At 63.8% G+C, this 26,016-nt stretch carries 29 protein-coding genes and 1 riboswitch; of the genes, 5 read left to right on the top strand and 24 right to left on the bottom strand.

What is annotated here, in order from left to right; all coding sequences use genetic code 11:
* Positions 1-15: 15 nt before the first annotated feature.
* From ACJ8HT_RS10230 to moaA, 6 genes are all read right to left on the bottom strand, one after another.
* Complete coding sequence (locus ACJ8HT_RS10230) at positions 16-726, bottom strand: Bax inhibitor-1/YccA family protein (RefSeq protein WP_033637508.1); 711 nt, start codon at positions 724-726, stop codon at positions 16-18.
* Positions 727-856: 130 nt separating this feature from the next.
* Positions 857-1,324: a molybdopterin synthase catalytic subunit MoaE gene (moaE, locus tag ACJ8HT_RS10225; protein ID WP_004939764.1), complete on the bottom strand. Its 468-nt coding sequence runs from the start codon at positions 1,322-1,324 to the stop codon at positions 857-859.
* 2 nt (positions 1,325-1,326) lie between these two features.
* The gene (moaD, locus tag ACJ8HT_RS10220; protein ID WP_019453985.1) at positions 1,327-1,572 is read right to left on the bottom strand and encodes a molybdopterin synthase sulfur carrier subunit; all 246 of its coding nucleotides are present in this window, start codon (positions 1,570-1,572) and stop codon (positions 1,327-1,329) included.
* The gene (moaC, locus tag ACJ8HT_RS10215; RefSeq protein ID WP_049201144.1) at positions 1,569-2,048 is read right to left on the bottom strand and encodes a cyclic pyranopterin monophosphate synthase MoaC; all 480 of its coding nucleotides are present in this window, start codon (positions 2,046-2,048) and stop codon (positions 1,569-1,571) included. Before moaC ends, moaD begins: the two co-directional genes overlap by 4 nt.
* A gap of 3 nt (positions 2,049-2,051) precedes the next feature.
* Positions 2,052-2,567: a molybdenum cofactor biosynthesis protein B gene (moaB, locus tag ACJ8HT_RS10210; protein WP_033642238.1), complete on the bottom strand. Its 516-nt coding sequence runs from the start codon at positions 2,565-2,567 to the stop codon at positions 2,052-2,054.
* Between the two features lie 24 nt (positions 2,568-2,591).
* Positions 2,592-3,578: a GTP 3',8-cyclase MoaA gene (gene moaA / locus ACJ8HT_RS10205; protein WP_197652228.1), complete on the bottom strand. Its 987-nt coding sequence runs from the start codon at positions 3,576-3,578 to the stop codon at positions 2,592-2,594.
* Positions 3,565-3,709, bottom strand: a riboswitch (molybdenum cofactor riboswitch). (Overlaps the previous gene by 14 nt.)
* Positions 3,710-3,968: 259 nt before the next feature.
* Here moaA and yvcK point away from each other — a divergent pair.
* Positions 3,969-4,886 carry a uridine diphosphate-N-acetylglucosamine-binding protein YvcK gene (gene yvcK / locus ACJ8HT_RS10200; RefSeq protein ID WP_126180324.1) on the top strand — a complete coding sequence of 306 codons (918 nt, stop codon included), beginning with the start codon at positions 3,969-3,971 and terminating at the stop codon, positions 4,884-4,886.
* A 6-nt stretch (positions 4,887-4,892) separates the two neighbouring features.
* Here the strand turns inward: yvcK and ACJ8HT_RS10195 are convergent, their stop codons facing one another.
* The 3 genes from ACJ8HT_RS10195 to ACJ8HT_RS10185 form a co-directional block, all read right to left on the bottom strand.
* A complete protein-coding gene (locus tag ACJ8HT_RS10195; RefSeq protein WP_004939783.1) occupies positions 4,893-5,159 on the bottom strand; it encodes a VF530 family DNA-binding protein in 267 nt (88 codons plus the stop codon).
* Positions 5,160-5,259: 100 nt separating this feature from the next.
* Positions 5,260-7,272, bottom strand: a complete 2,013-nt coding sequence (gene uvrB, locus ACJ8HT_RS10190; RefSeq protein ID WP_049201153.1) for an excinuclease ABC subunit UvrB — start codon at positions 7,270-7,272, stop codon at positions 5,260-5,262.
* A gap of 531 nt (positions 7,273-7,803) precedes the next feature.
* Positions 7,804-7,986 (bottom strand): hypothetical protein, encoded by a 183-nt coding sequence (locus tag ACJ8HT_RS10185; RefSeq protein ID WP_197652229.1) that lies wholly within the window; start codon positions 7,984-7,986, stop codon positions 7,804-7,806.
* A gap of 392 nt (positions 7,987-8,378) precedes the next feature.
* Here ACJ8HT_RS10185 and ACJ8HT_RS10180 point away from each other — a divergent pair, with 392 nt between their 5' ends.
* Entirely contained in the window at positions 8,379-9,101 is a 723-nt protein-coding gene (locus ACJ8HT_RS10180) for an ATP-binding cassette domain-containing protein (protein ID WP_197652230.1), read from the top strand.
* 26 nt (positions 9,102-9,127) lie between these two features.
* On the opposite strand, the gene bioD is transcribed toward ACJ8HT_RS10180, so the two are convergent.
* The 4 genes from bioD to bioB are packed head-to-tail and all read right to left on the bottom strand — an operon-like array spanning position 9,128 to position 12,734.
* Positions 9,128-9,802, bottom strand: coding sequence for a dethiobiotin synthase (bioD, locus tag ACJ8HT_RS10175; RefSeq protein ID WP_070914085.1), 675 nt, complete (start codon positions 9,800-9,802; stop codon positions 9,128-9,130).
* Complete coding sequence (gene bioC / locus ACJ8HT_RS10170) at positions 9,795-10,562, bottom strand: malonyl-ACP O-methyltransferase BioC (RefSeq protein ID WP_197652231.1); 768 nt, start codon at positions 10,560-10,562, stop codon at positions 9,795-9,797. Before bioC ends, bioD begins: the two co-directional genes overlap by 8 nt.
* Complete coding sequence (bioF, locus tag ACJ8HT_RS10165) at positions 10,546-11,697, bottom strand: 8-amino-7-oxononanoate synthase (RefSeq protein WP_060451381.1); 1,152 nt, start codon at positions 11,695-11,697, stop codon at positions 10,546-10,548. Before bioF ends, bioC begins: the two co-directional genes overlap by 17 nt.
* Complete coding sequence (gene bioB / locus ACJ8HT_RS10160; protein WP_025301918.1) at positions 11,697-12,734, bottom strand: biotin synthase BioB; 1,038 nt, start codon at positions 12,732-12,734, stop codon at positions 11,697-11,699. Before bioB ends, bioF begins: the two co-directional genes overlap by 1 nt.
* 88 nt (positions 12,735-12,822) lie before the next feature.
* On the opposite strand from bioB, the gene bioA reads away from it, so the two are divergent.
* Positions 12,823-14,097, top strand: a complete 1,275-nt coding sequence (gene bioA, locus ACJ8HT_RS10155; protein ID WP_197652232.1) for an adenosylmethionine--8-amino-7-oxononanoate transaminase — start codon at positions 12,823-12,825, stop codon at positions 14,095-14,097.
* Between the two features lie 4 nt (positions 14,098-14,101).
* On the opposite strand, the gene ACJ8HT_RS10150 is transcribed toward bioA, so the two are convergent.
* Positions 14,102-14,503 carry a YkvA family protein gene (locus ACJ8HT_RS10150; protein ID WP_038870940.1) on the bottom strand — a complete coding sequence of 134 codons (402 nt, stop codon included), beginning with the start codon at positions 14,501-14,503 and terminating at the stop codon, positions 14,102-14,104.
* 156 nt (positions 14,504-14,659) lie between these two features.
* Between ACJ8HT_RS10150 and ACJ8HT_RS10145 the strand changes: the two genes are divergently transcribed.
* Entirely contained in the window at positions 14,660-15,142 is a 483-nt protein-coding gene (locus tag ACJ8HT_RS10145) for a kinase inhibitor (RefSeq protein ID WP_197652233.1), read from the top strand.
* A 67-nt stretch (positions 15,143-15,209) separates the two neighbouring features.
* On the opposite strand, the gene pgl is transcribed toward ACJ8HT_RS10145, so the two are convergent.
* Complete coding sequence (pgl, locus tag ACJ8HT_RS10140) at positions 15,210-16,205, bottom strand: 6-phosphogluconolactonase (RefSeq protein WP_174136270.1); 996 nt, start codon at positions 16,203-16,205, stop codon at positions 15,210-15,212.
* Between the two features lie 178 nt (positions 16,206-16,383).
* Here pgl and ACJ8HT_RS10135 point away from each other — a divergent pair, with 178 nt between their 5' ends.
* Positions 16,384-17,202 carry a pyridoxal phosphatase gene (locus tag ACJ8HT_RS10135; RefSeq protein ID WP_047728435.1) on the top strand — a complete coding sequence of 273 codons (819 nt, stop codon included), beginning with the start codon at positions 16,384-16,386 and terminating at the stop codon, positions 17,200-17,202.
* A gap of 31 nt (positions 17,203-17,233) precedes the next feature.
* Here the strand turns inward: ACJ8HT_RS10135 and modC are convergent, their stop codons facing one another.
* The 9 genes from modC to ACJ8HT_RS10090 all read right to left on the bottom strand — a co-directional run bounded on the left by modC (position 17,234) and on the right by ACJ8HT_RS10090 (position 25,944).
* A complete protein-coding gene (gene modC / locus ACJ8HT_RS10130) occupies positions 17,234-18,301 on the bottom strand; it encodes a molybdenum ABC transporter ATP-binding protein ModC (protein WP_016928697.1) in 1,068 nt (355 codons plus the stop codon).
* Positions 18,302-18,991: a molybdate ABC transporter permease subunit gene (modB, locus tag ACJ8HT_RS10125; protein WP_015377003.1), complete on the bottom strand. Its 690-nt coding sequence runs from the start codon at positions 18,989-18,991 to the stop codon at positions 18,302-18,304.
* Positions 18,988-19,761, bottom strand: coding sequence for a molybdate ABC transporter substrate-binding protein (gene modA / locus ACJ8HT_RS10120; RefSeq protein WP_038870956.1), 774 nt, complete (start codon positions 19,759-19,761; stop codon positions 18,988-18,990). Before modA ends, modB begins: the two co-directional genes overlap by 4 nt.
* A 158-nt stretch (positions 19,762-19,919) precedes the next feature.
* Positions 19,920-20,069: an AcrZ family multidrug efflux pump-associated protein gene (locus tag ACJ8HT_RS10115; RefSeq protein ID WP_004939813.1), complete on the bottom strand. Its 150-nt coding sequence runs from the start codon at positions 20,067-20,069 to the stop codon at positions 19,920-19,922.
* A gap of 146 nt (positions 20,070-20,215) precedes the next feature.
* The gene (locus ACJ8HT_RS10110) at positions 20,216-21,004 is read right to left on the bottom strand and encodes an ABC transporter ATP-binding protein (protein WP_197652234.1); all 789 of its coding nucleotides are present in this window, start codon (positions 21,002-21,004) and stop codon (positions 20,216-20,218) included.
* Complete coding sequence (locus tag ACJ8HT_RS10105) at positions 21,001-22,026, bottom strand: FecCD family ABC transporter permease (RefSeq protein WP_141958366.1); 1,026 nt, start codon at positions 22,024-22,026, stop codon at positions 21,001-21,003. The genes ACJ8HT_RS10110 and ACJ8HT_RS10105 overlap by 4 nt, the downstream gene beginning before the upstream one ends.
* 1 nt (position 22,027) lies before the next feature.
* Positions 22,028-22,783, bottom strand: a complete 756-nt coding sequence (locus ACJ8HT_RS10100) for a class I SAM-dependent methyltransferase (protein ID WP_197652235.1) — start codon at positions 22,781-22,783, stop codon at positions 22,028-22,030.
* 1 nt (position 22,784) lies between these two features.
* On the bottom strand, positions 22,785-23,780 hold the full coding sequence (locus ACJ8HT_RS10095; protein WP_341534865.1) for an ABC transporter substrate-binding protein: 996 nt from the start codon (positions 23,778-23,780) through the stop codon (positions 22,785-22,787).
* 4 nt (positions 23,781-23,784) lie between these two features.
* Positions 23,785-25,944 carry a TonB-dependent siderophore receptor gene (locus tag ACJ8HT_RS10090; RefSeq protein WP_197652237.1) on the bottom strand — a complete coding sequence of 720 codons (2,160 nt, stop codon included), beginning with the start codon at positions 25,942-25,944 and terminating at the stop codon, positions 23,785-23,787.
* Between the last annotated feature and the right edge of the window lie 72 nt (positions 25,945-26,016).

Genomic DNA, 26,016 nt, shown 5'->3' with positions numbered 1-26,016 from the left:
TGAAAGGCCACGGATTTAGCGACGGTTGCCGAAGATACGCAGCAACATCAGGAACAGGTTGATGAAGTCGAGATACAGCGTCAGCGCGCCGACGATGGCGTACTTGCGGAAGCTGTCTTTATCATCGGCGTTCAGCTGCTCGCCCATCGCCTTGAGTTTTTGCGTGTCGTACGCGGTCAGGCCGACGAACACCACCACCCCGATGTAGGTAATCGCCCACATCAGCGCGGTGCTTTTCAGCCAGATGTTCACCAGCGAGGCCAGCACGATGCCAATCAGCGCCATGAACAGCATGCTGCCGAAGCCGCTCAGATCGCGCTTGGTGGTGTAACCGTACAGGCTCATGGCGCCGAACATGCCGGCGGTGACCACGAAGGTGCTGGCGATCGAGCTGTAGGTGTAGGCGATGAAGATGCTCGACAGCGTCAGCCCGGTCAGCGCCGAGTACAGCATGAACAGCGAAGTGGCCACCGCGCCGCTCAGGCGGTTGACCATGCCGGAAATCACGAACACCAGCGCCAGTTGGGCGATGATCAGGCCGAAGAAGGTGATCTGGCTGGAGAAGATGAAGTTGAGGATCGCGGGCGTGTTGGCCGCATACCAGGAAACGAACGCCGTCAGCAGCAGACCGCAGGTCATCCAGCCGTAAACCTGCGCCATGTAGGCCTGAATGCCGCTGTTGGCACGTTCGACGATTGAACCATTAGAGCGTGGATATCGGTCCATGACGGTTACCTTTTGCGTAGTAAACAAGATTCCGAAGCCCCGCGAACGGGGCTTCGCCTGCTATAAGCGTACCACAGAATATGCCGGGCGAAAGCGGCAAAGGTCTTGATTTATTTCCGCTGTTGACGCGTTATTTAGCCGCGTCGTGCCAGCGCTGCGCGGCCTCGCGATCGCTGTCGCGGGCATCGACCCAACGATCGCCCTGGCCTGTCGCTTCGCGCTTCCAGAACGGCGCGCGGGTCTTCAGGTAGTCCATGATGAACTCGCTGGCGGCGAACGCCATGCTGCGGTGCGCGCCGGTCACGCCGACGAACACGATCTCGTCGCCGGGATACAACGCGCCGACGCGGTGGATCACCGTCACCCGCTGCAGCGGCCAACGGCTGCGCGCCTCGGCCACGATCTCCGCCAGCGCCTTCTCGGTCATGCCGGGGTAGTGTTCCAGCGTCAGCGCGCTGACGTCGTCACCCAGATTATGGTTGCGCACCTTGCCGGTGAAGGTCACTACCGCGCCATCGGCGTCGCACTGCGCCAGCCATTGGTACTCGTCGCCGACGTTGAAGGGCGCTTCGCCCACGCGAATGCGGGTATTTTCCATGCTTACCCCCCGGTGACCGGCGGGAAGAAGGCCACTTCATCGCCGGCGCGCAGCGGATGGTCCGCCGCCACCAGCGACTGATTGACCGCCGCCAACAGCTTGCCGGACTCCAGCGCCAGCGCCCAGCGATCGCCGCGCGCACACAGCGCCTGGCGCAGCGCCTCGACGGTCGGGTAATCCGCCGGCATCGACAGGCCGCCGGTGCCCACCAGTTCGCGCACCTGCGCGAAGAAAAGAATATCGATCATACGTTCACCTTAAAATCGCCGGATTTGCCGCCGCTTTTCGCCAGCAGGCGCACCGGGCCGATCACCATGTCTTTCTGTACCGCTTTGCACATGTCGTAGATGGTCAATGCCGCCACCGAGGCGGCGGTCAACGCCTCCATCTCGACGCCGGTTTTGCCGGTCAGCCGGCAGCAGGTTTCGATGCGCACCCGGTTGTGCTGCGTTTGCGCCTCCAGCTGCACTTCGACCTTGCTCAGCATCAGCGGGTGGCACAGCGGGATCAGCTCCCAGGTGCGTTTGGCCGCCTGAATGCCGGCGATGCGCGCCGTGGCGAACACGTCGCCCTTGTGATGGCTGCCGTCGACGATCATCGCCAGCGTGGCGGGCAGCATCTCGACGAAGGCTTCGGCGCGCGCCTCGCGCACCGTTTCGGCCTTGGCGGAAACGTCAACCATATGGGCTTCGCCGGCGGCGTTAATGTGGGTTAGCTGTGTCATGACTCAGGGCTTCTTCAAATGGGGCTGGAAGTTGCACGGGCGATGGCGCGCGTCCAACTGCTCTTCGATAATCCGCTCCCAGGCGGTGCGGCAGGCGCGGGTGGAGCCCGGCATGGCGAAGATCACCGTGCGGTTGGCCAGGCCGGCCAGCGCACGCGACTGGATCGTCGCGGTGCCGATCTCTTCGTACGACACCATGCGGAACAGTTCGCCGAACCCTTCCACCTCTCTGTCGAACAGCGGCAGCAGCGCTTCCGGCGTGTTGTCGCGGGCGGTAAAACCGGTGCCGCCGGTGATCAGCACCGCCTGCACGTTGTCATCGGCGATCCAGGCGGAAACCCGCGCGCGGATCTGGTAAATGTCATCTTTGACGATGGCGCGATCCACCACCTGATGACCGGCTTCCTGCGCCGCTTCCTGCAGATATTGGCCGGAGGTGTCTTCCGCCGCGCCGCGGCTGTCGGACACGGTCAGGATGGCGATATGCGCCGGAATAAACTCGCTGCTCGCATGGCTCATGGTTCAATAGGCTCCTATTGGCTGTCAGCCGCCGATAAACGACAGGTTCTGGGTGATCCCGCTGTTGCCCTGATGCAGGAAATGGGTCTGCTTCTTGCTCAGCAGCCCGCTCTGGATGCGCGCCTTGAGCGCGTCGAGCTGGCCGTCCTCTGCCAGCAGATCGCGCAGGGGCACCCCCTGCTCGCCGAACAGGCACAGGTGCAGATTGCCGATGGAAGAAACGCGCAGCCGGTTGCAGCTGGCGCAGAAGTCTTTCTCATACGGCATGATAAGACCCACCTCACCCTGGTAGTCCGGGTGGCTGAACACCTGCGCCGGGCCGTCGCTGCGGCCGCGCGCCTGGCGCTGCCAGCCCTGCTGCTCCAGCTGCCGGCGAATCACTTCGCCGGAAACGTGGTGTTTGCGAAACAGCTCGCCGCCCTCGCCGGTTTCCATCAGTTCGATAAAACGCAACTGGATCGGCCGGTCTTTGATCCAGACGAGAAAGGCGCCGAGCTGCTGGTGGTTAACGTCGCGCATCAGCACCGCGTTGACCTTAACCTTGCTGAAACCGGCGCTGAAGGCGGCGTCGATGCCGTCCATCACCTGGCGGAACTTGTCCTGACCGGTGATGGCGTGAAACTGGCGGGGATCCAGGCTGTCGACGCTGACGTTAATCGCCGTCAGACCGGCGTCACGCCAGGCGGCGACGTCGCGCGCCAGACGGTAGCCGTTGGTGGTGACCGCCAGGGTACGGATGGCCGGGTTTTCCCGCACGGCGGCGATGATCTCGGTAAAATCGCGGCGCAGCGAAGGCTCGCCGCCGGTCAGGCGCACCTTTTCGGTGCCCAGTTCGGCGAACGCGCGGCTGACGCGGCGGATTTCATCCAGCGACAGGAAGCTTTTCGGGCTGCCGCTTGGCTTGTAGCCGTCGGGCAGACAATAGGTGCAACGAAAGTTGCACACGTCGGTGATCGACAAGCGCAGGTAATAGAACTTGCGCTCATAAGCATCAATGAGTTGCGGCACCATAACACCTTTCCAAAGTCGGGAGATGCGAGCGTTTCCCCTCTGCACCCTGGTGGCTGACTTCGCCACGGCCCAGGCGCCATATCGTTCCGGATGAACAACGTAGGCGCAGGGGCTAGGAGTTTGATTTCTCTTCCCGCTACCTTGAGTAGCCGGAACGAAACCGTGGTTTTCAGCAGAATTCTAACGCTAATCGGCAACGATAGCCAACGCGTAAATTCGCTATATAATTGTCTATACAGCGTTTTTAGACGCCGTGTATTCTGGTAAACCATGATAAACATCACTTGCGCGGACGAATTGACCGGAATCACGCAAATGACACTCTTATCGCGTTTTTATGCCGGATCCGCTACCTTATGCGGGCAGTTCAGTCCCTTTGTAAGGAAATTTATGCGTAATCGTACCCTGGCCGATCTCGACCGCGTGGTGGCGTTAGGCGGCGGACACGGCCTGGGCCGTGTGATGTCGGCCCTGTCGTCCTTAGGCTCCCGCCTGACCGGCATCGTCACCACCACCGACAACGGCGGTTCCACCGGCCGTATCCGCCGTTCGGAAGGCGGCATTGCCTGGGGCGATACCCGTAACTGTCTCAACCAACTGATCACCGAACCGAGCGTCGCCTCGGCGATGTTCGAATACCGCTTCAGCGGCAACGGCGAACTGGCCGGCCACAACCTCGGCAACCTGATGCTGAAAGCGCTGGATCACCTGAGCGTGCGCCCGCTGGAAGCGATCAACCTGGTGCGCAGCCTGCTGAAGGTGGACGCGGCGCTGATCCCGATGTCGGAGCAGCCGGTGGATTTGATGGCGCACGATCACGAAGGCAACCATGTTTACGGTGAAGTGAATGTCGACCAGCTGACCCATATGCCGCAGGAGCTGATGCTGTCACCGCCGGTCAACGCCACGCGCGAAGCGCTGGACGCCATCGCACAGGCCGACGTGATCCTGATCGGGCCGGGCAGTTTCCTCACCAGCCTGATGCCGCTGCTGCTGCTGGACGATCTCACCCAGGCGCTGCGTCGCAGCAGCGCCAGCATGATCTATATCGGCAACCTCGGCCGCGAGCTGAGCGTGGCCGCCGCGGCGCTGTCGTTAAAGGATAAGCTGACGCTGATGGAAGAGAAGATCGGCCGCCGGATGATCGATGCGCTGATCGTCGGCCCGGCGGTGGACGCCAGTGAAGTGCAGGATCGGGTGGTGATTCAACAGCCGCTGGAAGCGAGCGACATCCCCTACCGCCACGATCGCCAGCTGCTGCGCCAGGCGCTGGATCGGGCGCTGGTAGAGCTGGCCGCCCGCCGCTGACCGAATTTAACCGTCTCGCCCGCGCAGCCAGGGATTATCGCTGGCTGGGGCGGGATGGCTGACCATATCGATATACAGATCTTCCACCTCTTTGCGCGCCCAGGGCGTGCGACGCAAAAACTTCAGGCTGGACTTGATGCTCGGATCGCTGCGGAAGCAGTTGATGCGAATGCGTGCGCCCAGCTCGGACCAACCGTAGTGATCCACCAGTTTATTCAGCAGTTGCTCCAGCGTCACGCCGTGCAGCGGGTCTTTGGACTGGTGTTGGCTCATGTTCGGTACTCTTCATGGTCAAATCGGGCCGCACACCTTAACAGCTTTGGCGCGGCCGACAAGGAATTTTGACGCCCGCGGCGCGGGCGCCATCCAACGGTCAGGAAATCGCTATGAACTGCTCGCGCAGCTGGTGGATCTCGTCGCGCAGCGCAGCGGCCTGTTCGAACTCCAGGTTTTGCGCGTGAGTGTACATCTGCGCCTCCAGATCGCGGATTTTCTGATCCAGCGCTTTCGGCGTGAGGTTCTGAAGCGAAGCGCCGCCGTCCAGCGCCTTGCCCTTGCCTTTGTTCTTGGCACGGTTGACCGGCTGGCCGATCTGCAGAATATCGCCGATCTTCTTGTTCAGCCCCTGCGGCACGATGCCGTTGGCTTCGTTGTAGGCCTGCTGCTTGGCGCGGCGCCGCTCGGTTTCGCCGATCGCCTTGGCCATCGAATCGGTGATGCGATCGCCATACAGGATCGCCTTGCCGTTCAGGTTACGCGCCGCGCGGCCGATGGTCTGGATCAGCGAACGCTCGGAACGCAGGAAGCCTTCCTTGTCGGCGTCCAGAATCGCCACCAGCGACACCTCAGGCATGTCGAGCCCCTCACGCAACAGGTTGATACCCACCAGCACGTCGAACTCGCCCAGGCGCAGGTCACGGATGATTTCGACCCGTTCCACGGTATCGATGTCCGAGTGCAGGTAGCGCACGCGCTCGCCATGCTCTTCCAGGTATTCGGTCAGGTCTTCCGCCATGCGTTTGGTCAGGGTGGTCACCAGCACGCGCTCGTTGATCGCCGCGCGCTTGCGGATCTCGGAGAGCAGATCGTCCACCTGGGTGGCGACCGGCCGCACCTCCACGATCGGATCCAGCAGCCCGGTCGGCCGCACCACCTGATCGATCAGATCGCCGCCGGATTTCTCCAGCTCATATTTGCCCGGCGTCGCGGAGACATAGATGGTCTGCGGCGCCAGCGCCTCGAATTCCTCGAAGCGCAAGGGGCGGTTGTCCAGCGCCGACGGCAGGCGGAAGCCGTACTCCACCAGCGTTTCTTTACGCGCGCGGTCGCCCTTGAACATCGCGCCGATCTGCGGAATGGTGACGTGGGATTCGTCGACCACCAGCAGGCCGTCCGCCGGCAGGTAGTCGAACAGCGTCGGCGGCGGCTCGCCCTCGGCGCGCCCGGACAGGTAGCGCGAGTAGTTTTCGATGCCCGAGCAGTAACCCAGCTCGTTCATCATCTCCAGATCGAACTGGGTGCGCTGCGTCAGGCGCTGCTCTTCCAGCAGCTTGTTGTTGGCCAGCAGCACCTTGCGGCGGTCCGCCAGATCGACCTTGATCTCTTCCATCGCCTGCATGATCCGCTCGCGCGGCGTCACATAGTGCGATTTCGGGTAGATGGTAAAACGCGGCACCACCTGCTCGATCTGTCCGGTCAGCGGATCGAACAGCGACAGCCGCTCCACTTCGTCGTCGAACAGCTCGACGCGCAGCGCCAGCTCGTCCGATTCCGCGGGGTAAATGTCGATCACCTCACCGCGCACGCGGAAGGTGGCGCGCTGGAAGGCCTGATCGTTGCGGGAATACTGCAGCTCCGCCAGCCGACGCAAAATGGATCGTTGATCGATGATCATGCCTTGAGTCAGGTGCAACATCATCTTCAGGTAAAGATCCGGATCGCCCAGGCCGTAGATCGCCGACACCGACGCCACCACCACCACGTCGCGCCGCTCCAGCAGCGCCTTGGTGGCGGAAAGGCGCATCTGCTCGATGTGCTCGTTCACCGAAGCGTCTTTTTCAATGAAGGTGTCGGAGCTGGGCACGTAGGCTTCCGGCTGGTAGTAGTCGTAGTAGGAGACGAAGTATTCCACCGCATTCTCCGGGAAAAACTCTTTCATCTCGCCGTACAGCTGCGCCGCCAGCGTCTTGTTCGGCGCCAGCACCATGGTCGGCCGATTCAGATCGGCTATCACGTTGGCGATGGTGAATGTCTTGCCCGAACCGGTGACCCCCAGCAGCGTCTGGTGCGCCAGGCCGTCTTCCAGCCCCTCTTCCAGCTTGCGAATGGCTTCCGGCTGATCGCCGGCCGGTTTGAACTCTGAATGCAGTTTGAAAAGTTTACTCATTGCTCGGCTACCCTGTGGAGATGCGCGCGCTCAGGCGGCCAGCCGGCTCTGCGCCGGGCATGGCCCCTAATTATGGAAAGTGTCGGCGATTTGCGCCAGTGCCCATGATACTGGATATAAAACCAGCTTCAAGCGGATTCGTCACTGCGCCCGGCGCCGCGGCAACGCGGTTGCACCGTGGCGTTACAGCCCGGTGACATTTTTATTGTCAATAACAGATTTATCCCCAGAACTTGCCGCGAATTAACTTATTGTTAGCACGGCGTCGAAAAATCATACATAGAGGCCTGATCAATGCCCTTGCGTCTTGATTTTAATTAAATTACTGATATTTAATGACATTAATAAAAAGACGAGAATGCGGACAAAGCGAACAGAACCCGCGTCGGCTCTCGCTTTACAGCGTTTTTCTAAATCTAATACACAAGGTTATCCACAGGAATAGTGGATAACTCTCACCGTCCCGCCCGGGGCGGGAGTTACAGAAAGAAAGCTTTTCGCCCTTTACACTCGCCAAAATGCCTTTTTTAGTTATTTTTTCATAAAAATATCGCTTTGTTTATGCCGATTAATACTAAAAATCCCCATTGCCAAAATCGCATTGGCCCCTTTCACGCGGATCGCTCTTGACGGCGGCGCAACGCCTTGCACCATGTTCTCACCGAAGAGCACCATGAGAGTGCAAAAAACGTCCGGGTTAACTTCCCTGCGCATTTTCAGGCCGCCGCGGCAGCGTGCGTCAGGCCTGACGAGTGGTTAACAAGGCGATAACAATCCCCGTTTTCACCCGGCGGCAAAACTGGCCTGAGAGTTGCTTTATCTTCCTGCGTATAAACGCGGTGCGGCAGCATGATGCGCTGCCTGCCGCGACGCGTGATCTCTGCGGCGCTATCGCCCGTAAAAGCGCAAGAACGACACCAAGTCGTCACAAGCGTCGTTTTTAACGACATATTGACTGTCATTCCGTCTACCGCAGACCTTGCTCTGGCTCATTGGACGGACGGCATTTTGTTCCAGACATTGCCACACTCGGGAAATCCGCCGCGCATGCGGCCTTTGCAGTCCCCGCCAACGAGTGAAACGGGCGTCTATGAGGAGAATGCCAAATGCTGAGCCTGAGATCGGTCAATCAATTTTACGGGCAGAACCACACCCTGTGGGACATCAACCTGGAGCTGCCGCACGGCCAGTGCACCGTGCTGCTTGGGCGCAACGGCGTGGGCAAAACCACGCTGGTCAACTGCATTATGGGGCATGTGCCGGTGGTGAGCGGCAGCATGACCTGGCAGCCAGCGGATCAGCCGCCGCAAAACCTGTTGCTGCAGCCGATGGAGCGCCGCGCCGCACTGGGCATCAGCCACGTGCCCCAGGGGCGGCAGCTCTTCTCGCAGCTGAGCGTGGAGGAGAATCTGCAGGTGGCGCAAATGGCCGGGCGCGGCGCCCCTCGCTGCATTCCGCCGCTGATCTACAGCCTGTTTCCCCATTTGCGTCAGATGCGCGCGCGCCGCGCCGGCGATCTGTGCGTGGGCGCCCAACGCCAGCTGGCGATTGGGCGGGCGCTGGCCCAGGAGCCGGCACTGCTGATCCTCGACGAACCGACGGCGGGCGTACCGCCCTCGATCGCCGCCGACATCGGCAACGTGATCCGCTGGCTCAACCGCGAATTGGGCATGACCATTTTACTGGTGGAGCATCAGCTGCCGTTCGTGCGCCGGGTGGCGGACCGCTTCTGCCTGTTGGACAGCGGGCGCACGGTGGCGCACGGCGCGCTGGCGCAGCTGGATGAGGCGTTGATCGGCGCCGGGCTGGCGCGCCAGGAAGGAGAATGAGGGAGAAAGCCTCCCTCATGGAGGGTTTATAGCAGGCTGATATCCAGATACTGCCCCAGCGGCGCCCGCTCGGCCTGCGGCAGGTGCGGGATTTCGCCCAGCAGCGGCGCCGGCAGCATGCGGCGCAGCGTGGCCAGGTATTCCTGATGCCGCCGCCCCGGCGGCGTCACGTCGTTGGCGATCCAACCGGCCAGCGTCAGCCCCGCCTGTTGCACCGCCTGCGCCGTCAGCACCGCGTGGTTGATGCAGCCCAGTTTAATGCCCACCACCAGGATCACCGGCAGTTGCTCCTGCTGCACCCAGTCGGCGAAGGTGTACTGCGCCGACAACGGGGTAAACCACCCGCCGGCGCCCTCGACCAGCACCCAGTCGGCGCGCTGCTCCAGCCGGCGCAGGCCGTCGGACAGCCGCGCCGCCTCAATCGGCCGGCCTTCATCGGCACTGACGATATGCGGCGAGGTCGGTTCGGCAAAAACGTAAGGGTTCACTTCGTCGTAGCGGAGCGCCACGCCGCTGTTGGCCTGCAGCGCCAGCGCGTCGCCGTTGCGCAGCCCCTCGGCGGTCATCTCGCTGCCGGAAGCCACCGGCTTATAACCTGCGCTGCGGTAGCCCGCCCGGTTGGCGGCCTGCAGCAAGGCGCTGCTGGCGACGGTTTTTCCGACCTCGGTGTCGGTGCCGGTCACGAACCAACGTTTAATCACGATAAATCACTCCATAAACCAGATGATAGCTGAGCGGGAACTGCCCCTGCCGGCACGGGTAAGCCGCCTGCAGCGCGGCGAGACGGCCGCGCGACATCAGGCCGCCCTCGCGCCCCTGATGCAGGTGCGTGGCCCCGATGCCCTTGAGCGAACGCATCAGCGCCATCACGTCCGGGTAGTTCAGGGTGCGCAACTCCGTGACCAGCTCGTGTCGGTATTCAGCACAGGCGGCGCGGATCTGCGCCAGCGGCAGGAAAGCGTTCACGTGGCGCTCGCCGTCCACCTGTTGCCAGGCGTCCCCCAGCTCCTGTAGCGATCCCGCCGCCAGCGTGGAAAACAGGATCGCGCCGCCGGGGCGGGTCACGCGATACAGCTCCGCCAGCGCGGCGGGCAGATCGCTGCACCACTGCACCACCAGGCTACTGAAACAGATGTGCATCGCTGCATCGGGCAGCGGCACCTGTTCGATATCACCCAGCAGATAATGGTGCGCCGCCTGCCGTTGACGGGCAACGTCCAGCATGCCCGGCGCCAGATCGAGCGCGGTCACCTGCTTGCCGCGCTCGCGCCACAGGCGGCTGAAATAGCCGGTGCCGCAGCCGGCATCCAGCAGCCGTTCGCCCGGATGGGCACTCCCCATCCCCAGTAAGCGCTCGCCAACGTCTCGCTGCAGCGCGGCGGCGGCGTCGTAGCTGCCAGCGGCGCGGCTGAAGGCCGAAGCGACCGCCTGTTTGTTCACCGCGTCATTGGCTGACGTCATGCAATACCTCCAGCAGGCGATCGATGTCCTGCGGCTGATGCGCCGCCGTCAGGGTGATGCGCAGCCGCGCGCCGCCCGGCGGCACCGTCGGTGGGCGGATGGCGCTCACCCACAGCCCGCGCTCACGCAGGCGGGTCGCCAGATCGAGCGCGCGTTGATTGTCTCCCACCAGCAGCGGCTGGATGGCGGTGTCGGAATCCGTCAGGGTTAGCGCCAGCGGCGCCGCGCCCTGGCGGAAACGCCGAATGTTGTCCTGCAGCCGGGCGCGCAGTTCATCGCCCTCTCGAATGCAGGCCAGCGCCGCCTGCAGCGCGCAGGCCTGCGCCGGCGGCATCGCGGTGCTGTAAATCAGATGGCGGGCGAACTGCAGCAGATACTCGGCGGTCGCCTCATCGCACAGCACCGCCGCGCCGCTGACGCCGAACGCCTTGCCGAAGGTCGCCACCAGCAGTTCAGGGCGCACGCCCTGTTGCCAGCAGCTGCCGCGGCCTTGCTCGCCGCGCACGCCGACGCCGTGGGCATCGTCCACCATCAGCCAGGCGCCCGCCGCGCGGGTTAAGCGATGCAGTTCCGCCAACGGTGCGCCGTCGCCGTCCATGCTGAACACCCCTTCGGTCACCGCCAACCGCTGCCCTTCACAGGGTTTGGCCAGCAGATCCGCCAGCGCCTGCGGCTGATTGTGCTGGAAGCGGCGCAGCTCGGCCGGCGACTGCGCCGCCGCCTCCAGCAGCGAGGCGTGGCTGAGGCGATCGGCTAAAATGCGATCGCCTTTCTGCATCAACGCCGCCAGCACCGCCTGGTTGGCGGCGTAACCGGAGATGAACAGCAGCGCGCGCGGATAGCCGAGCCACGCCGCCAGTTGCTCCTCTAGCGCCTGATGCGCTGCGCAAAAGCCGGTGACATGGCCCGACCCGCCGCTGCCGACGCCGTAACGCTGCGCGCCCTGCTGCCAGGCAGCGATCACCCGCGCATCCTGGCTCAGCCCCAGGTAGTCGTTGCCGGAGAAGTTCAGGTAGAGACGATCGCCGAGTCGGATCTGGCGGCCGTTGCCGCCCTCGGTGGTCTGTCGCCGACGGTAGGCGGCGTTCAGGCGCCGCTCTGCCAGCGCTTGCTCGATGCGTTGTGGCCAGCTCATCACAGCGCCGCGTTGTAAAACTCGGCGGTATCGGCGTTCAGCAGCTGCTTAGCCAGCACCTGCTGTTGCTGGTTGTCGCCGTGTTCGGTGGCGGTCTGCTGCGGGTTCAGCCCCAGCTTGCGGAACAGTTGCAGATCCTTGTCTTCTTCCGGGTTCGGCGTGGTCAGCAGCTTGCAACCGTAGAAGATCGAGTTGGCGCCGGCCATGAAACACATCGCCTGCGTCTGTTCGTTCATCTGTTCACGGCCGGCGGAGAGGCGGACATAAGAAGACGGCATCATGATGCGCGCCACCGCGATGGTGCGGATAAAATCAAACGGATCGACGTCGTCGTTATCCGCCAGCGGCGTGCCTTTTACCTTCACCAACATGTTGATCGGCACGCTCTCCGGCGGTTTCGGCAGGTTGGCCAGCTGCACCAGCAGCCCGGCGCGGTCGCGCACCGTTTCACCCAGCCCGACGATGCCGCCGGAGCATACTTTGATACCGGCGTCGCGCACTTTGTCGAGCGTATCCAGGCGTTCCTGGTAGCTGCGGGTGGTGATGATGCTGCCGTAAAACTCCGGCGAGGTATCGAGGTTATGGTTGTAATAATCCAGCCCGGCTTCCGCCAGCCGCTCGGCCTGAGTGCCGTCCAGCGTGCCCAGCGTCATGCAGGTTTCCATACCCATCGCTTTCACGCCCTGCACCATCTGCTGCAGATAAGGCATATCGCGCTCGTGCGGGTTCTTCCACGCCGCGCCCATGCAAAAACGGGTCGAGCCGTTCGCCTTGGCCTTGCGCGCCGATTCCAGCACCTGCTCGACCTGCATCAACCGCTCCGACTCCAGGCCGGTCTTGTAGCGCGAGCTTTGCGGGCAGTATTTGCAGTCTTCCGGGCAAGCGCCGGTCTTGATCGACAGCAGCGTGCTGACCTGCACCTGACGCGGATCAAAGTGCTGGCGGTGTACGGTTTGCGCTTCGAACAGCAGTTCAAGCAGAGGTTTATCAAACAGGGCCTGGGCTTGCCCTACTGTCCAGTGAATGCGATCGGCCATCATGGCGTCTCCAAAACGAAAAAGTGTCGCCAGTTTAAATATTGTGGATATACTGTCAACCAATCTTAATTCAATTTGGTTTACAAGTATGTCTGTCACCGCTTCCGACCTGGCGTTTGACCAACGTCATATCTGGCACCCCTACACCTCCATGAGCCGCCCGTTACCCTGTTACCCGATCGAGTCGGCCAGCGGCGTCGAGCTGCAGCTGGCGGACGGCCGGCGTCTGGTGGACGGTATGTCCTCCTGGTGGGCGGCGATCCACGGTTACAACCATCCGCACCTGAATCAGGCCGCCAGCCGGCAGCTGGAGAAGATGTCGCACGTGATGTTCGGCGGTATTACCCATCCGGCCGCCATCTCGCTGTGCCGCCGGTTAGTGGCGATGACGCCGGAAGCGCTGCAGTGCGTGTTCCTGGCGGATTCCGGTTCGGTGGCGGTGGAAGTGTCGCTGAAGATGGCGCTGCAGTACTGGCAGGAGCGCGGTGAGCGGCGGCAGCGCATCCTGACGCTGCGCCACGGCTATCACGGCGATACCTTCGGCGCGATGTCGGTCTGCGATCCGGACAACTCGATGCACAGCCTCTATCAGGGTTACCTGGCGCCGCACCTGTTCGCCACCGCGCCGCAGTGCCGCTTCGACGAGGAATGGCGCGAAGAGGACATCACGCCGTTCGCCGCGCTGCTGGAGCAGCACGCCGGTGAAGTGGCGGCGGTGATCCTGGAACCGGTGGTGCAAGGCGCCGGCGGCATGCGTATCTACCACCCGACCTACCTCAAGCGGGTGCGCGAGCTGTGCGATCGCCATCAGGTGCTGCTGATCGCCGACGAGATCGCCACCGGCTTCGGCCGCACCGGCAAGCTGTTCGCCTGCGAGCACGCGCAGGTGGTGCCGGACATTCTCTGCCTGGGCAAGGCGCTGACCGGCGGCTACATGACGCTGTCCGCCACCCTGACCACCCGCCACGTGGCGGAGACCATCAGCAACGGCGCGGCCGGCTGCTTTATGCACGGCCCAACCTTTATGGGCAACCCGCTGGCCTGCGCGGTGGCGGACGCCAGCCTGGCGCTGCTGGCGGAAAATCGCTGGCAGGCGCAGGTGAGCGCCATCGAAGCCCAGCTGAAACAGGAACTGCTGCCGCTCGCGGCGCTGCCGAAGGTGGCGGACGTGCGGGTGCTGGGCGCGATTGGGGTGGTGGAGATGCGTGAACCGGTGGACGTCGCCGAGCTGCAGCGCGGATTCGTCGAACGCGGGGTGTGGATCCGGCCGTTCGGCAAGCTGATTTACCTGATGCCGCCTTACATCATCGAAGCGGAACAGCTCAGCCGCCTGACCGCCGCCGTCGCCGCCGCCGCGCGTTAATGGCTTACCAATGCTGGTCCAGATAGCGGGCCAGCAATCCCAGACACAGCAGCCAAAGTAAAATGATCATCGCTGCCGCCATGCGGCCGGTGGGGTTATCGACGCGCTTTTGCGCCTTCTCGCGCAGCTCGGCCATCAGCGGCTTGGGGATCAGGCGCACCGCCAGCATGATGCCCAACGGCACGATGATGACGTCATCCAGATAGCCCAGCACCGGAATGAAGTCCGGGATCAGATCGATCGGCGAGATCGCATAGCCGGCCACCAGCAGCGCGATCAGTTTGGCGTACCACGGGGTGCGCTTATCACGGGCGGCCAGCCACAGCGCGTAAATATCGCGCTTGATGCTTTTGGCCCAACGGCGCAGCCAGCCGAACCACGGCGTGCGTTTTTTCAGTGAGATCATGGTGGCGTTGTTTGGCTATCCGGCGGTCTGTAGGAAGGAAGATGCGGCCATGGTAACCGATCCGCGCCGCCGTTGGCGAATGGCAATCCCACTTGTATTGTCACGGCGAAACGATCTAGCTTAAGGGTCCGCGTTTACCGACAACTGGGAGTCACTATGGCTTTTCGTTTGTACAGCAACGATCTGCAGGACGGCGGCAAGCTGCCGCAGGCGCAGGTCTTCAACGGCATGGGCTACCACGGCGATAACCTGTCGCCCCACCTGGCCTGGGACGGCGTGCCGGCCGGTACCAAGAGCTTCGTAATCGCCGTTTACGATCCCGATGCCCCAACCGGCTCCGGCTGGTGGCACTGGATCGTGGCCAACATTCCCGCCGACGTGCGCGAGCTGCCGCAGGGCGCGGGCTCCGGCAAAGCGCCGCTGCCCGCCGGCGCACTGCAGACCCGCACCGACTTCGGCTTGGCTGGCTACGGCGGCGCGGCGCCGCCAGAGGGCGAGAGCCACCGCTACCAGTTCACCGTGCATGCGCTGGACGTGGAACATATCGAGGTGGATGAGGGATCCAGCGGCGCGCTGGTGGGCTTCAACGTCCATTTCCACAGCCTCGGCAGCGCCACGCTGACGGTGACGTTCAACTGATCCCCCGCCAATAAAAAAGCGCGATTCAACCGAACCGCGCTTTTTCCATACTCGTCTGACCGCCGAATTACTTCGCCAGCACGCTCACCCACATCGGGCCTTTGCCTACCGGATAACGCGCCAGCGTGGTCAGCTCACCGCTGCGCTGATCAATCTCATGCACCGCGATGTGATCGGATTTCTGGCCGGACGAAATCACGAAGCGGCCGCTGTGATCGATGTTGAAACCGCGCGGCTGCGCTTCGGTCGGGTGATAGCCGACCACGCTCAGCGTGCCGCCGTCTTCGGAAACGCTGAAGATGGTCAGAATGCTGGCGGTGCGATCGCTGGTATACAGGAAGCGGCCGTTCGGCGTGATATGAATGTCCGCCGCCCAGCGGGTGCCGTCGAAGTCGGCCGGCATGATGTCCAGCGTCTGCGTCACGGTGTAGTGGCCGCCGTTTTCCGAGATGGCCAGCACGTCCACCGTACCGTCCAGCTCATTGACGCAGTAGGCGAACTTGTCGTTGTGGTGGAACGCCATATGACGCGGCCCGGCGCCGGCGGCGGTCGCCACCGCTTCCTGCGCATGTGGCGTCAGCTGGCCCGCCAGGCTCAGGTTGAACAGGCGGATGCGGTCTTCTTTCAGGCAAGGCACCAGCACCAGCTGGTTAGTCGGATCGATGTTCGCCGAGTGCGGTGCGCTCAGGCCGTCGATCTGCTGAATCGGCGCCGTCACCACGCCGTCGTGGCCGATCGGGCTGATGCTGGCGCAGTTGCCGCTGTAGGAGGCGGAGAACAGATAACGCCCCTGCAAATCGGTGGAAATATGGGTCGGGCTGCCCGGCAGCGGCGCCATGCCGGCCTGCTGCAGCGTGCCGTCCGCCTCGATGCGGTAGCTGACGATGCCGAACGCCGGACGTACACCGACGTACAGGTGAGTCTTGTCCGGATGAAGGGTCATCGGCTGCACCTGGCCCGGCACGTCAACGGTTTGCAGCAGCGCCAGCGCGCCGGCATCGTCCAACTGCCAAACGTGGATCTGCTGGCTCTCCGGGCTGGCGACATAAACGATTTGCTTCATGTGTTCTCCTTGCAAAGGGTAAAAGAGGAACCGGTTTCAGGCCGTTCGATTGCCCCTAGCTTACCGCACATCCGTCGCATGGCAACCCCGCTTAGCACCGGAAGCTCACGCGGTTTTCTCCGTTGGCTATCCGGTGTACCATCGGATTAATTTTATGGCTAACGATAACGAGAACCCTATGAGCTACCGCGTCATTGCCCTCGATCTTGACGGCACCCTGCTGGACAACCAAAAACGCATCTTACCGCAGTCGCTGGAAGCGCTGGCGCAGGCACGCGCCGCCGGCATCCAGGTGGTGGTGGTCACCGGCCGTCACCACGTCGCCATCCATCCGTTCTACCAGGCGCTGCAGATAGACACCCCGGCCATCTGCTGCAACGGCACCTACCTGTATGATTTTCAGCAGAAGAAGGTGCTGGCGGCCGATCCTCTGGCGAAAGATCAGGCCAAGCAGGTGCTGCAGATGCTCAAACAGACCGACATTCACGGGCTGATGTACGTCGACGACGCCATGCTCTACCAGGAGCCGAGCGGCCACGTGACCCGCTCGCTGGCCTGGGCCGAAACCCTGCCGGTAGCGCAGCGCCCAACGCTGCTGCAGGTCGGCAGCCTGGCGCAAGCGGCCGACGACGCGCAGGCGATCTGGAAATTCGCCACCTCGCACGCCGATACCCTGGCGCTGCGCGAGTTTGCCGACACGGTGGAGAAAGAGCTTGGGCTGGCGTGCGAATGGTCCTGGCACGATCAGGTGGATATCGCCAAAGGCGGCAACAGCAAAGGCAAGCGCCTGCGCCAATGGGTGGAGTCGCAGGGGCTGAGCATGGATCAGGTGGTGGCGTTCGGCGACAACTACAACGACATCAGCATGCTGGAAGCGGTCGGGTTGGGCGTGGCGATGGGCAACGCCGATGACGCGATCAAGGAACGCGCCGATCTGGTGATCGCCGATAACCTGCAGCCGGGCATCGCCGAGGTGATCCGCACCCGCGTGCTGTAATCTTTTCGCCCTCCCGCCGGGAGGGCCTGTCTTAGCGGCTCTCGCGGCTGATCGACACGCTCTTCACCTGCGCGTACAGCCACTGCCCAGGGCGGATCGCCAGTTCGTCTCGCGCCCACGGCGTGATCCGCGCCCACAGCACGTGCTCCCCGACCGCCAGCTTCACTTCCACCTGCCCGTCCACGTCCAGACACTCGCTCACCTTGGCCGGCAACACGTTGCGAATGCTGCTGTTGACCGGCGGCTGCAGCACCAGCGAGACGTCGGCGGCGTTGATGCGAATGCGCAACTGGGTGCCCAATTCGGCGTCGATACCGCTGACCCACAGCCTTTGATCGCCTAGCGCCAGCGCGGTCATGGCATAGCGTTGATGATGCTCAATCACGCTGACGCGCAGCACGCTGCTTTGATCTTCACGCTGCAGCCACGGCCGCAGTGCGCTGCTGGCCCAGACGGCTTCCAGCCCGCCGAACGCGCGCACCTCGCCGCGATCCAGCACCATCACCTGCTCGGCCAGGCGCAGGATCTCGTCCAGGCTATGGCTGACGTAGAGGATGGGGATGTTGACGTCCTGCGCCAACCGCTCCAGATACGGCAGCAGCTCGCGTTTGCGCGGCAGATCGAGCGAGGCCAGCGGCTCGTCCATCAGCAGCAGTTCCGGCGCGGTCAGCAGCGCGCGGCCGATCGCCACCCGCTGTTTTTCACCGCCGGAGAGCGTCAGCGGCAGCCGATTGAGCAACGGCCCGATGCCCAGCAGCTCGACGATGGTGTTGAACTGTGCGCGCATGCCGGCCGCCATGCCATACTGCAGGTTGCCACGCACCCGATAGTGCGGGAACAGCCGTGCATCCTGAAACACGTAGCCGATACGGCGCTTTTCCGGCGGCAGGCAAAGGCCCGCGGCGGTATCCACCAGCGTGCGGCCATTGAGCGCGATGCGCCCCTGCTGCAAACGGGTCAGGCCGCCGATGGCATTGATCAGGGAAGTTTTACCCGCGCCGGACAGGCCGAAAATCGCGGTGATGCCCTGCGCCGGCAAATCGGCGCGGACGTTGAGATTAAGGTCGCCCAGCTGCTGCGAGAAATCCAGCTCCAGCATTTACACCCCCATCCGTTTGCGGCCCCAGCGGGCCAGCCATTCGGACACCATCAGCGAAGCCAGCGACAGCACGATGGCGATCACGCACAGCCGCGCGGCGGCGGCTTCCGCCCCCGGCGTTTCGATCAGCGTATACATCGCCAGCGGAATGGTGCGGGTTTCACCGGGAATGTTGGAGACGAAGGTGATGGTGGCGCCGAACTCCCCCAGCGAGCGGGCGAAGGCCAGCACCACGCCGACAATGACGCCGGGCAGCGACAGCGGCAGCGTGATGGTGAAAAACACCCGCCACGGGTTGGCGCCCAGCGTGCGCGCCGCCTGCTCCAGCCGGGTATCCACCGCCTCCAGCGCTAGCCGGATGGCGCGCACCATCAGCGGAAACGCCACCACCGCCGATGCCAGCGCGGCGCCGCGCCAGCTAAAGCTGAAGCTAAAGCCGAACCAGTCGTACAGCCACTCGCCGATGACGCCGCGCCGCCCCATGGCGATCAGCAGCAAATAGCCGACCACCACCGGGGGCAGCACCAGGGGCAGGTGAATGACGCCGTCCAGCAGCGCCTTGCCGGGAAAGCGGCAACGCACCAGCACCCAGGCCATCAGAATGCCGAACGGCAGGCTGCAGACCACCGCCAAACCGGAAACTTTCAGGCTCAGCTCAACCGCCTGCCACTCGTACTCACTCAGAATCATTTACGCGGGGTGAATCCATAATGTTCAAAAATAGCGGCCGCTTCCGGGCCCTTCAGATAGGTATAGAAAGCGCTGACCGTCGGATTTTGACGATCTTTCACAATCGCCATCGGATATTCAACCGGTTTGTGGCTGTCTTCCGGGAATACGCCCACCACTTTCACCTTGTCGCTGGCGACCGCGTCGGAGCCGTAGACGATGCCGAGCGGCGCTTCACCGCGCTCCACCAGCGCCATCGCGCTGCGCACGTTGTTGGCGCGCGCCAGTTTCGGCTCCAGCGCGCTCCAGGCGCCCAGGTGTTCCAGCGCCTCTTTGGCGTAGATGCCGGCCGGCACGTGATCCGGATCGCCCACCGCCAGACGGCCGCCGTTGAGCAGCTTGGTCCAGTCGGTCTGCTTGTCGATGGCGATCTTATCTTGCTTATCGCTCTTGGCGGCGATCAGCACCAGTTCGTTGCCCAGCAGCGTATAGCGGGTGTCTTTCACCATCTGCTGCTTGTCGATGGCGTAATCCATCCACTGTTGATCGGCGGAGATGAACAGATCGGCCGGGGCGCCCTGCTCAATTTGGCGCGCCAGCGTCGAGGAGGACGCGAAGGAGGAAACCACCTGCACGTCCTTGCCTTTTTGATACTGGGTGGCGATGTCCTGCAGCGCGTTGGTCAGCGACGCGGCGGCGAACACGGTGATCTTTTCCGCCGCCGAAGCCTGTGCCACCAGGCCCGATGCCAACACGATCCCGCCAACCCATTTGGTCCATTGCTGTTTCATTGTTTTTCTCCGCAAGTTAACGTGCATTATCACTCTTCGTTATATAAAAAATAATATAACGTTGCGCGAAAGCTTGTCATGCGGTTTATCGGCAAAGCGTGAGATAACTTGAGGAATGCCCGCCGGGCGATGCCGGCGGGTATCGGGATGGGGAACGGTCAGTGCTGGGTGCGATTTTCTTTCGAACGGCCCACTTTGGAGAAGACGTTGAACACTTCGCCAAAACCGTAGATCAGGCCGAGGATCAGCGCCATGACCACCGGCACCATGACCACGGCAAACAACAGACTTTTCAATAATTCCAACATGATAGCCTCGCTTAACTGCCCATTGAGCGGCAAATGCCTTTCACCGCATATCGGGTTATTCTAACCCAAAAAAATCGGTAAAACCGGAGTTATTTTAGCCAGCAGGGCGAAATTGTGATCGGCTAAACGTGCCCTTTCCACCGGGCTCATGCCGGTGCGGGGTAATAGATCAGCGGCGGCGCATAGCCGGCGGGCGCCGCCAGCCGGGCCTCCACCCCGAACACCGCGCGAATGTTCTCCGGCGTCAGCGCCTGCCGCGGCGCACCCGCCGCACAGACCCTGCCCCGCTGCAGCAGCGCCACCCGATCGCAATAGCAGGCGGCCAGATTCAGATCGTGCAGCGTCACCACCACGCTGAGTTTCAGCCGACGCAGCAAGGCCATAAACTGCTGCTGATGGGCGATATCCAGATGGTTGGCGGGCTCATCCAGCAGCAGCCACGGCGTTTGCTGCGCCAACGCGCGCGCCAGGTGCACCCGCTGCCGTTCGCCGCCGGACAGCCGCTGCCAATCGCGATCGGCCAGGTGGCTGATGCCCACTTGCTCCATCGCCTGCCCGGCGAGGCGGCGATCTTCGGGGCCGAAACCGCGCCAGCGGCCGATATGGGCCAGGCGCCCCAGCAGCACCGCCTCCTTCACCGGCAGCGCGAAGGCGCCGGGGGCGGATTGCTCAAGAAAAGCGATGCGCCTGGCTCGCCCCCGCCCGGAAAACGCGGTAATTTCGCGTCCTTCCAACCAAACGCAGCCCCCGGCGGCAGGCTGCAACCCGGCCAGCAGCTTGAGCAACGTGGATTTACCGCTGCCGTTGACGCCGAGCACGCCGGTAACCTCACCGGGCAAGGCGCAGAAATCCAGATTTTCCAGCACCGTGCGTTCGCCCGCTCGCCAGCTCACCGCTTCGGCGCACAGGCCGGATCGCGCTTTTTCAATCGTCATGCATTGACCTTCCGATACAGCAACAGCAGGAATACCGGCACCCCCAACAGCGCCGTCAGCACGCCGACCGGCAGCTCGCGCGGGGCAAACAGCGTTCTGGCCAGCGTGTCCGCCGCCACGGCGAACAGCGCGCCGCACAGCGCGCTGGCCGGCAACAGCAGCCGATGCCGCGAGCCGACCAGCCGCCGGGCGACGTGCGGCACCGTCAGCCCGATAAATCCCACCGCGCCGCTGAACGCGACGATCGCCGCCGTCAGCGCGGTGGTCACCACATACAGCAGCAGCTTCAGCGGAGCCACCGCCACCCCCAGCGAAGCGGCGGTCACGCCGCCGAACGCCAGCGCGTCCAGCTCACCCGCCCGCAGCCAACAAAGCAGCAGCGCCGCCGCCAGCGCCAGCCCGCACAGCCCGACCTGTGGCCAGCGCGCGTCGCTGAACGATCCCAGCAGCCAGAACATCACGCCGCGCGTGGCGTTGGCATCCGCCTGCCAGAGGGTGATCAGCGAAGTCAACGCAGAAAGCAGCTGCGTCACCGCCACCCCGGCCAGAATAAACAGCGTGGACTCCCCCTGCAGCGAACGCCCGGCCAGCAGCATCACCAACGCAAACGCTCCCAGCGCGCCGATAAACGCGCCGCCGGACACCGACAGCAGGCCGCCCCCCAGCCCCAATACCAGCACCGTTACCGCCCCCACGCCGGCGCCGGAGGAGATCCCCAGCACCCAGGGATCGGCCAGCGGATTGCGGGTCAGCGACTGCAGCACGGTGCCCGCCAATGCCAGCCCGGCACCGGCCAGCGCCGCCAACAGCGCGCGCGGCATCCGCAGCGACCAGATGATGCGCTGATACACCTCGGCATCGGTCGCCGCGCTGCCGCTGACGCCGAATACGATGCGCCAGGCGTCGTGCCACGCGATCGGCGCAGGCCCCGACAGGGTGGCGCCCAGCAGAGCCAGCGGCAGCGCCGCCGCCAGCAACAGCAGCCAGCCGGCCTTACGGCCGGGCAGTAACCGCCGGATCATGCTATTTCCAGCCTGCGATCACATAGTCGTCCAACAGCTGCCACACCGTCCCCGCCTCGCTGAAACCGGCTTGTCTAAGCGCCGCGAGCTGGAAATCCACCGGCGTCGGCGGCGGCACCGGGCGGCCGGCGAACAGCGCTTCACGCTCGGCCTGATAAGCGGCCAGCGCCGGCGATTGCAGCGCGCTCGCGAACCAGCGATCCCAATCCTCGACGCCGTTGTCCCAGGCGCGCTGTTGGGTCTGCTCATCATGCCGCTCCGCCAACGCTTTCAGCCGCGGCTGCCGCTGGTCATAGCGCTGATGATCGGCGTTCAGGAACACGCCGCCGTCGGCCAGCAGCCCGGCAACGTTGCGGTACAGCGCCAGCTGCTGCTCGGGCATCAGCCAGTGCAGCGCCGTGCTGGACACCGCCGCCTGCGGCGCGGGGCCGGACAGCGCGGAAAAACAGGCCGGATCCGCCAGATCGGCCTGCAGAATGCGGATCCGATCGCCGTACGCCGCCAGCGCGCCGCGCGCCACTGCCAGCAGCAGCGGATCGAGATCGATGGCGGTCACTTTGGCCTGCGGAAAGCGCTGCAAAATGCGCAGGCTTAGCGATCCAGGGCCACAGGCCAGATCCACCACGTGAAAATCCTGGCCGGCGGCCAGCGCCAGCACCTCCAGCTGGGCGTTAAAACGCGCTTCCCGCTCGGCGATGTAAGCCGCCTGCTGGCGATCCCAGGAGTCCAGCAGCGAAGAGAATGAAACGGCAGTCATATCAAGGTTCCTTGTTGGAAAAAGTCGGCGCCTGCGGCGGCAAGGCCGCCAGGCCCCGAATCAAACGGCCCAGCGCCGCCACGGTGCGGGCGGAAGGGTCCATGTCGTAACCGGGGAGGATCACGTAGCGCCGCTGACGCACGGCGCGCAGCGTCGCGGTCAGTGGGTGATGCTCCAGAAAGGCGATCTTGTCGGCCGCGCTGTCGCCGAGGCCGCCACGCGGCAGATCGCCAAGCACGATCGCATCCGGATCGCGGGCGGCGATAACCTCCCAGGACACCGTCGGCCACAGCTCGGGCCGATCGCCGAACAGGTTCTCGCTGCCGACGCTGCGGCTCAGCAAGCCTGGCGCGCCGCAGCAGCCCGCCACGTAGGGCGTTTGCGCGCCGGCATACCACCACAGCAGACGCAAATGCGGCAGCGGTGCGCGCTGCGCCTCAAACGCCTGCAGTTGCCCGCGCAGCCGTTCGACCAGCGCTTCACCGGCGCGGCTGACGTTGAAAATACGCGCCAGCTCCCTCAGCTCGGTGAAAATGTCTTCGAACGTCAGCGCGGCGGCGATCGCGCTTTGCTGGCCGCTGCAGGCGCCGGGAGAGAGATAAGTGCCGATGCCCCATTCTGCCAGCAGCGCCCGGTCTGGCGTTTCCGAGCTGTGCAGCCAGTAATAGCTGGCCGAATAGACAAAATCCGGCTGCATCAGCAGCAACGCCTCCGCCGTGGGCGGCGCCGGACTGGTGGGCGCCCGCAGCGCATCGGCCGGCGCCGTCGGCACGGGATCGCGCGCGCGGTCATACCCGACCACGCCGATCGCACGGCCAGCCAGCCCCAGCGCCAGCAGGTTTTCCAACGCCGGGTTGGCGTAAACCAGCACCCGCTGCGGCGGCTGCGGGTAATCGCGCGTTACCCCGCAATTTTGCAGGCTGACGGCATCAGCACGCAGCGGCGCGCCGCCGCCCAATCCCAGGGCGCACAACAGCAGGGCAAGCCAGCCTTTCACGCCGTCAGAACCTGACCGACACGAAGGTTTCATAGCTGCGCGGCGGCGCGATCAGCGCCTGATCCGGGTAGGTGCGCTGATAGGCGTACAGCTGGTTGGTGGCGTTGCGAATGCGGAAACCGACATCAACGATCGGCGTCAGCTGATAATCCGCCGCCAGATCGAGCGTGGTGTACGCGCGCATCTTGCGCTGGTTGGCGTCGTCGTTGTAACTGCTGCCGACGTAGCGCAGTGAAGAAGCCAGCCCCAGGCGTTCCGTCGCCTGATAATGCACGCTGAGGTTGGCGGTCCAGTCCGGGATATAGGCCGGGCGATTGCCGTTGTAGCTGCGCAGCGGGCTGCCGCCGCGATAGTCGTCGTAGCGGGCATGCGTATAGGCGGCGTTGCCGGCCAACTCCCAGCGCTCGTCGGGACGCAGCACCACGCCAAGCTCAATGCCGCGCGACGTCTGCCTGCCTACCGCGTTCAACGCATCCGGCCGCTGCGCGTCGGGCACAAACAGGTTGTCCTTGCGCAGTTCATACAGCGCCAGCGTCGCCTCGCCCTTGTTACCCCAGAACTGCCCTTTGGCGCCGGCCTCCCACTGGCGCGCTCGCGTCAGCGGCAGCTCGGTCTGCGTTGGGCTGAGGAAGAACAGATCGTTACCCGGCTCCTGGCCGGTGGTGTAGTTGGCGTAGAGCGTGAGGTTATCGGTCAATGCATAGCTGGGGCCCAGGCTCCAGGTGCTGAAAACGTAGGTGTGTGCGCGGCTCTCTTCCTGCGGCCCCTGGAAGCGCCAGTCCATGTTCATATGGTTGTAGCGCAGCTGGCCCAGCAACGCTAAACGCTCGGTCAGGCTGAAGCGATCCTCGAGAAAAGCGGCGTACTGGTTCTGGGTGACGTGGCGCACCGGCGCGCGTTGGCGGTCGGTACCCTGGGCGAACGGCTCTCTGGGCGGCGCGCCAAGCGGCACGTCTTCCGAGCCGGGGAAACCGTTGGAATAATACTGAAAATGCCGCTTGCTCAGATCGAGGCCGACCAGCAACCGGTTATCAAAACCGGCGATGGCGCGGTCGAATACCAGCGAACTGCGGTTGCCGATCAGATCGTCGTCGTGCGCCAGGGCACCGAAGGAGTCGCGGTTGACGTCGCCGGGCCGGGCCGCCGCCGCGACGCGGAAGCGCTCGACGTTGCGCCATTCGCGAAAGCCGCTGTAGTAATAGAATTGGTTATGCCATTCCACTTCGGGCGTCATAAACCAGTCCAGGCTGGCCTGAAATGCGGTGGCGTTGCTCTGGATGCGGCTGTCGGTCAGGTTGTTGTAATTGATGTCGCGCAGCTCACCGGCAATGCGCCCGTCCAGCAGCGGCGTGCCGTAGTAAGGGTTGTTGGTGCGATTGAGCATGCGGTCCAGGCTTAGCGTCAACAGCGCATCGTCCGTCAGCTTAAACAGCAGCGAGCCGGAAACCCGCTTCTGCCGATCGCGTTCATACTGCACGTTGCTGCCGCTGTCGTTGCCGCTGACGTCCAACCGGTACGCCACCGCATCGTCCACCAGCGCGCCGCCGGCCCCCAGATGCAGACGCTGGCTGCGGTAGCTGCCGAAGCCATAATCGAGCTCGAGCGGCTGGCGGCTGAAGGTCGGCCGCCGCGAGATCAGGTTGACGCTGCCGCCCGCGGCGCTCAGGCCGTTCAAGGCCGATCCCGGCCCGCGCAGTATCTCGATGCTGTCGTAATGCGCCGGATCGCCCAGCTGCAGCGTGCTGCCGGGCATCTCCACGCCGTTATACAACCAGGCGATCGGCCGAAAACCGCGCGCGGAAAAGTTATTGGACAACGTTGGCGAAGCGACGCCGGACAGACCGGTGGCGTGCTCGACGGCGGCGGCCAGCGAGCGGTCGCCCCGCTGTTGGATCGCCCTTGCACTGATGATATCGACGCTGCGCGGCGTCTCCCGAGCGGTCAGCCCGAGCTGCGAAGCGCTGCGGCTCACGGCGCTCAACGCATCGTAGCGCCCGGCGGGGGCCGCCGCCTCAACGGTGAGCTGTTCTTCGCACCCCGTGGCATTGCGGGCTTTATCGCAGTCGGCAGCGAAAGCCAGCGGCGCCGTCAGTGCGCCGCCGACCCAGGCGGCAAGGCATAAAGATTTTCTGGGCGTGACAAGACGCCGGCGTGTCGTACTCATGTGGAGCATCCCTGTGGTGAAATAAAAACCGGCCGTAAGCCGGCGTAAAGCCTTATCGTTTTTCTGTTATGT

The organism is Serratia sp. CY44782 (assembly GCF_052168715.1).
GTDB lineage: Bacteria > Pseudomonadota > Gammaproteobacteria > Enterobacterales > Enterobacteriaceae > Serratia > Serratia nevei.
The sequence above is the reverse complement of the archived record's forward strand: the minus strand, read 5'-3'. Positions and strand labels throughout refer to the sequence as shown.

Excerpts from the sequence above, each read along its gene's own strand:
- moaD (WP_019453985.1), bottom strand. The coding sequence starts at position 1,572 with ATGATCGATATTCTTTTCTTCGCGCAGGTGCGCGAACTGGTGGGCACC.
- moaA (WP_197652228.1), bottom strand. The coding sequence starts at position 3,578 with ATGGTGCCGCAACTCATTGATGCTTATGAGCGCAAGTTCTATTACCTG.
- ACJ8HT_RS10100 (WP_197652235.1), bottom strand. The coding sequence starts at position 22,783 with ATGACTGCCGTTTCATTCTCTTCGCTGCTGGACTCCTGGGATCGCCAG.
- bioC (WP_197652231.1), bottom strand. The coding sequence starts at position 10,562 with ATGACGTCAGCCAATGACGCGGTGAACAAACAGGCGGTCGCTTCGGCC.
- ACJ8HT_RS10115 (WP_004939813.1), bottom strand. The coding sequence starts at position 20,069 with ATGTTGGAATTATTGAAAAGTCTGTTGTTTGCCGTGGTCATGGTGCCG.
- modB (WP_015377003.1), bottom strand. The coding sequence starts at position 18,991 with ATGATTCTGAGTGAGTACGAGTGGCAGGCGGTTGAGCTGAGCCTGAAA.
- ACJ8HT_RS10185 (WP_197652229.1), bottom strand. The coding sequence starts at position 7,986 with ATGCGCAGGGAAGTTAACCCGGACGTTTTTTGCACTCTCATGGTGCTC.
- ACJ8HT_RS10105 (WP_141958366.1), bottom strand. The coding sequence starts at position 22,026 with ATGATCCGGCGGTTACTGCCCGGCCGTAAGGCCGGCTGGCTGCTGTTG.
- yvcK (WP_126180324.1), top strand. The coding sequence starts at position 3,969 with ATGCGTAATCGTACCCTGGCCGATCTCGACCGCGTGGTGGCGTTAGGC.
- moaC (WP_049201144.1), bottom strand. The coding sequence starts at position 2,048 with ATGACACAGCTAACCCACATTAACGCCGCCGGCGAAGCCCATATGGTT.
- ACJ8HT_RS10230 (WP_033637508.1), bottom strand. The coding sequence starts at position 726 with ATGGACCGATATCCACGCTCTAATGGTTCAATCGTCGAACGTGCCAAC.
- bioF (WP_060451381.1), bottom strand. The coding sequence starts at position 11,697 with ATGAGCTGGCCACAACGCATCGAGCAAGCGCTGGCAGAGCGGCGCCTG.
- ACJ8HT_RS10135 (WP_047728435.1), top strand. The coding sequence starts at position 16,384 with ATGAGCTACCGCGTCATTGCCCTCGATCTTGACGGCACCCTGCTGGAC.
- moaB (WP_033642238.1), bottom strand. The coding sequence starts at position 2,567 with ATGAGCCATGCGAGCAGCGAGTTTATTCCGGCGCATATCGCCATCCTG.
- ACJ8HT_RS10110 (WP_197652234.1), bottom strand. The coding sequence starts at position 21,004 with ATGACGATTGAAAAAGCGCGATCCGGCCTGTGCGCCGAAGCGGTGAGC.
- ACJ8HT_RS10145 (WP_197652233.1), top strand. The coding sequence starts at position 14,660 with ATGGCTTTTCGTTTGTACAGCAACGATCTGCAGGACGGCGGCAAGCTG.
- moaE (WP_004939764.1), bottom strand. The coding sequence starts at position 1,324 with ATGGAAAATACCCGCATTCGCGTGGGCGAAGCGCCCTTCAACGTCGGC.
- modA (WP_038870956.1), bottom strand. The coding sequence starts at position 19,761 with ATGAAACAGCAATGGACCAAATGGGTTGGCGGGATCGTGTTGGCATCG.
- bioB (WP_025301918.1), bottom strand. The coding sequence starts at position 12,734 with ATGGCCGATCGCATTCACTGGACAGTAGGGCAAGCCCAGGCCCTGTTT.
- bioA (WP_197652232.1), top strand. The coding sequence starts at position 12,823 with ATGTCTGTCACCGCTTCCGACCTGGCGTTTGACCAACGTCATATCTGG.
- ACJ8HT_RS10195 (WP_004939783.1), bottom strand. The coding sequence starts at position 5,159 with ATGAGCCAACACCAGTCCAAAGACCCGCTGCACGGCGTGACGCTGGAG.
- uvrB (WP_049201153.1), bottom strand. The coding sequence starts at position 7,272 with ATGAGTAAACTTTTCAAACTGCATTCAGAGTTCAAACCGGCCGGCGAT.
- ACJ8HT_RS10180 (WP_197652230.1), top strand. The coding sequence starts at position 8,379 with ATGCTGAGCCTGAGATCGGTCAATCAATTTTACGGGCAGAACCACACC.
- ACJ8HT_RS10090 (WP_197652237.1), bottom strand. The coding sequence starts at position 25,944 with ATGAGTACGACACGCCGGCGTCTTGTCACGCCCAGAAAATCTTTATGC.
- modC (WP_016928697.1), bottom strand. The coding sequence starts at position 18,301 with ATGCTGGAGCTGGATTTCTCGCAGCAGCTGGGCGACCTTAATCTCAAC.
- pgl (WP_174136270.1), bottom strand. The coding sequence starts at position 16,205 with ATGAAGCAAATCGTTTATGTCGCCAGCCCGGAGAGCCAGCAGATCCAC.
- ACJ8HT_RS10150 (WP_038870940.1), bottom strand. The coding sequence starts at position 14,503 with ATGATCTCACTGAAAAAACGCACGCCGTGGTTCGGCTGGCTGCGCCGT.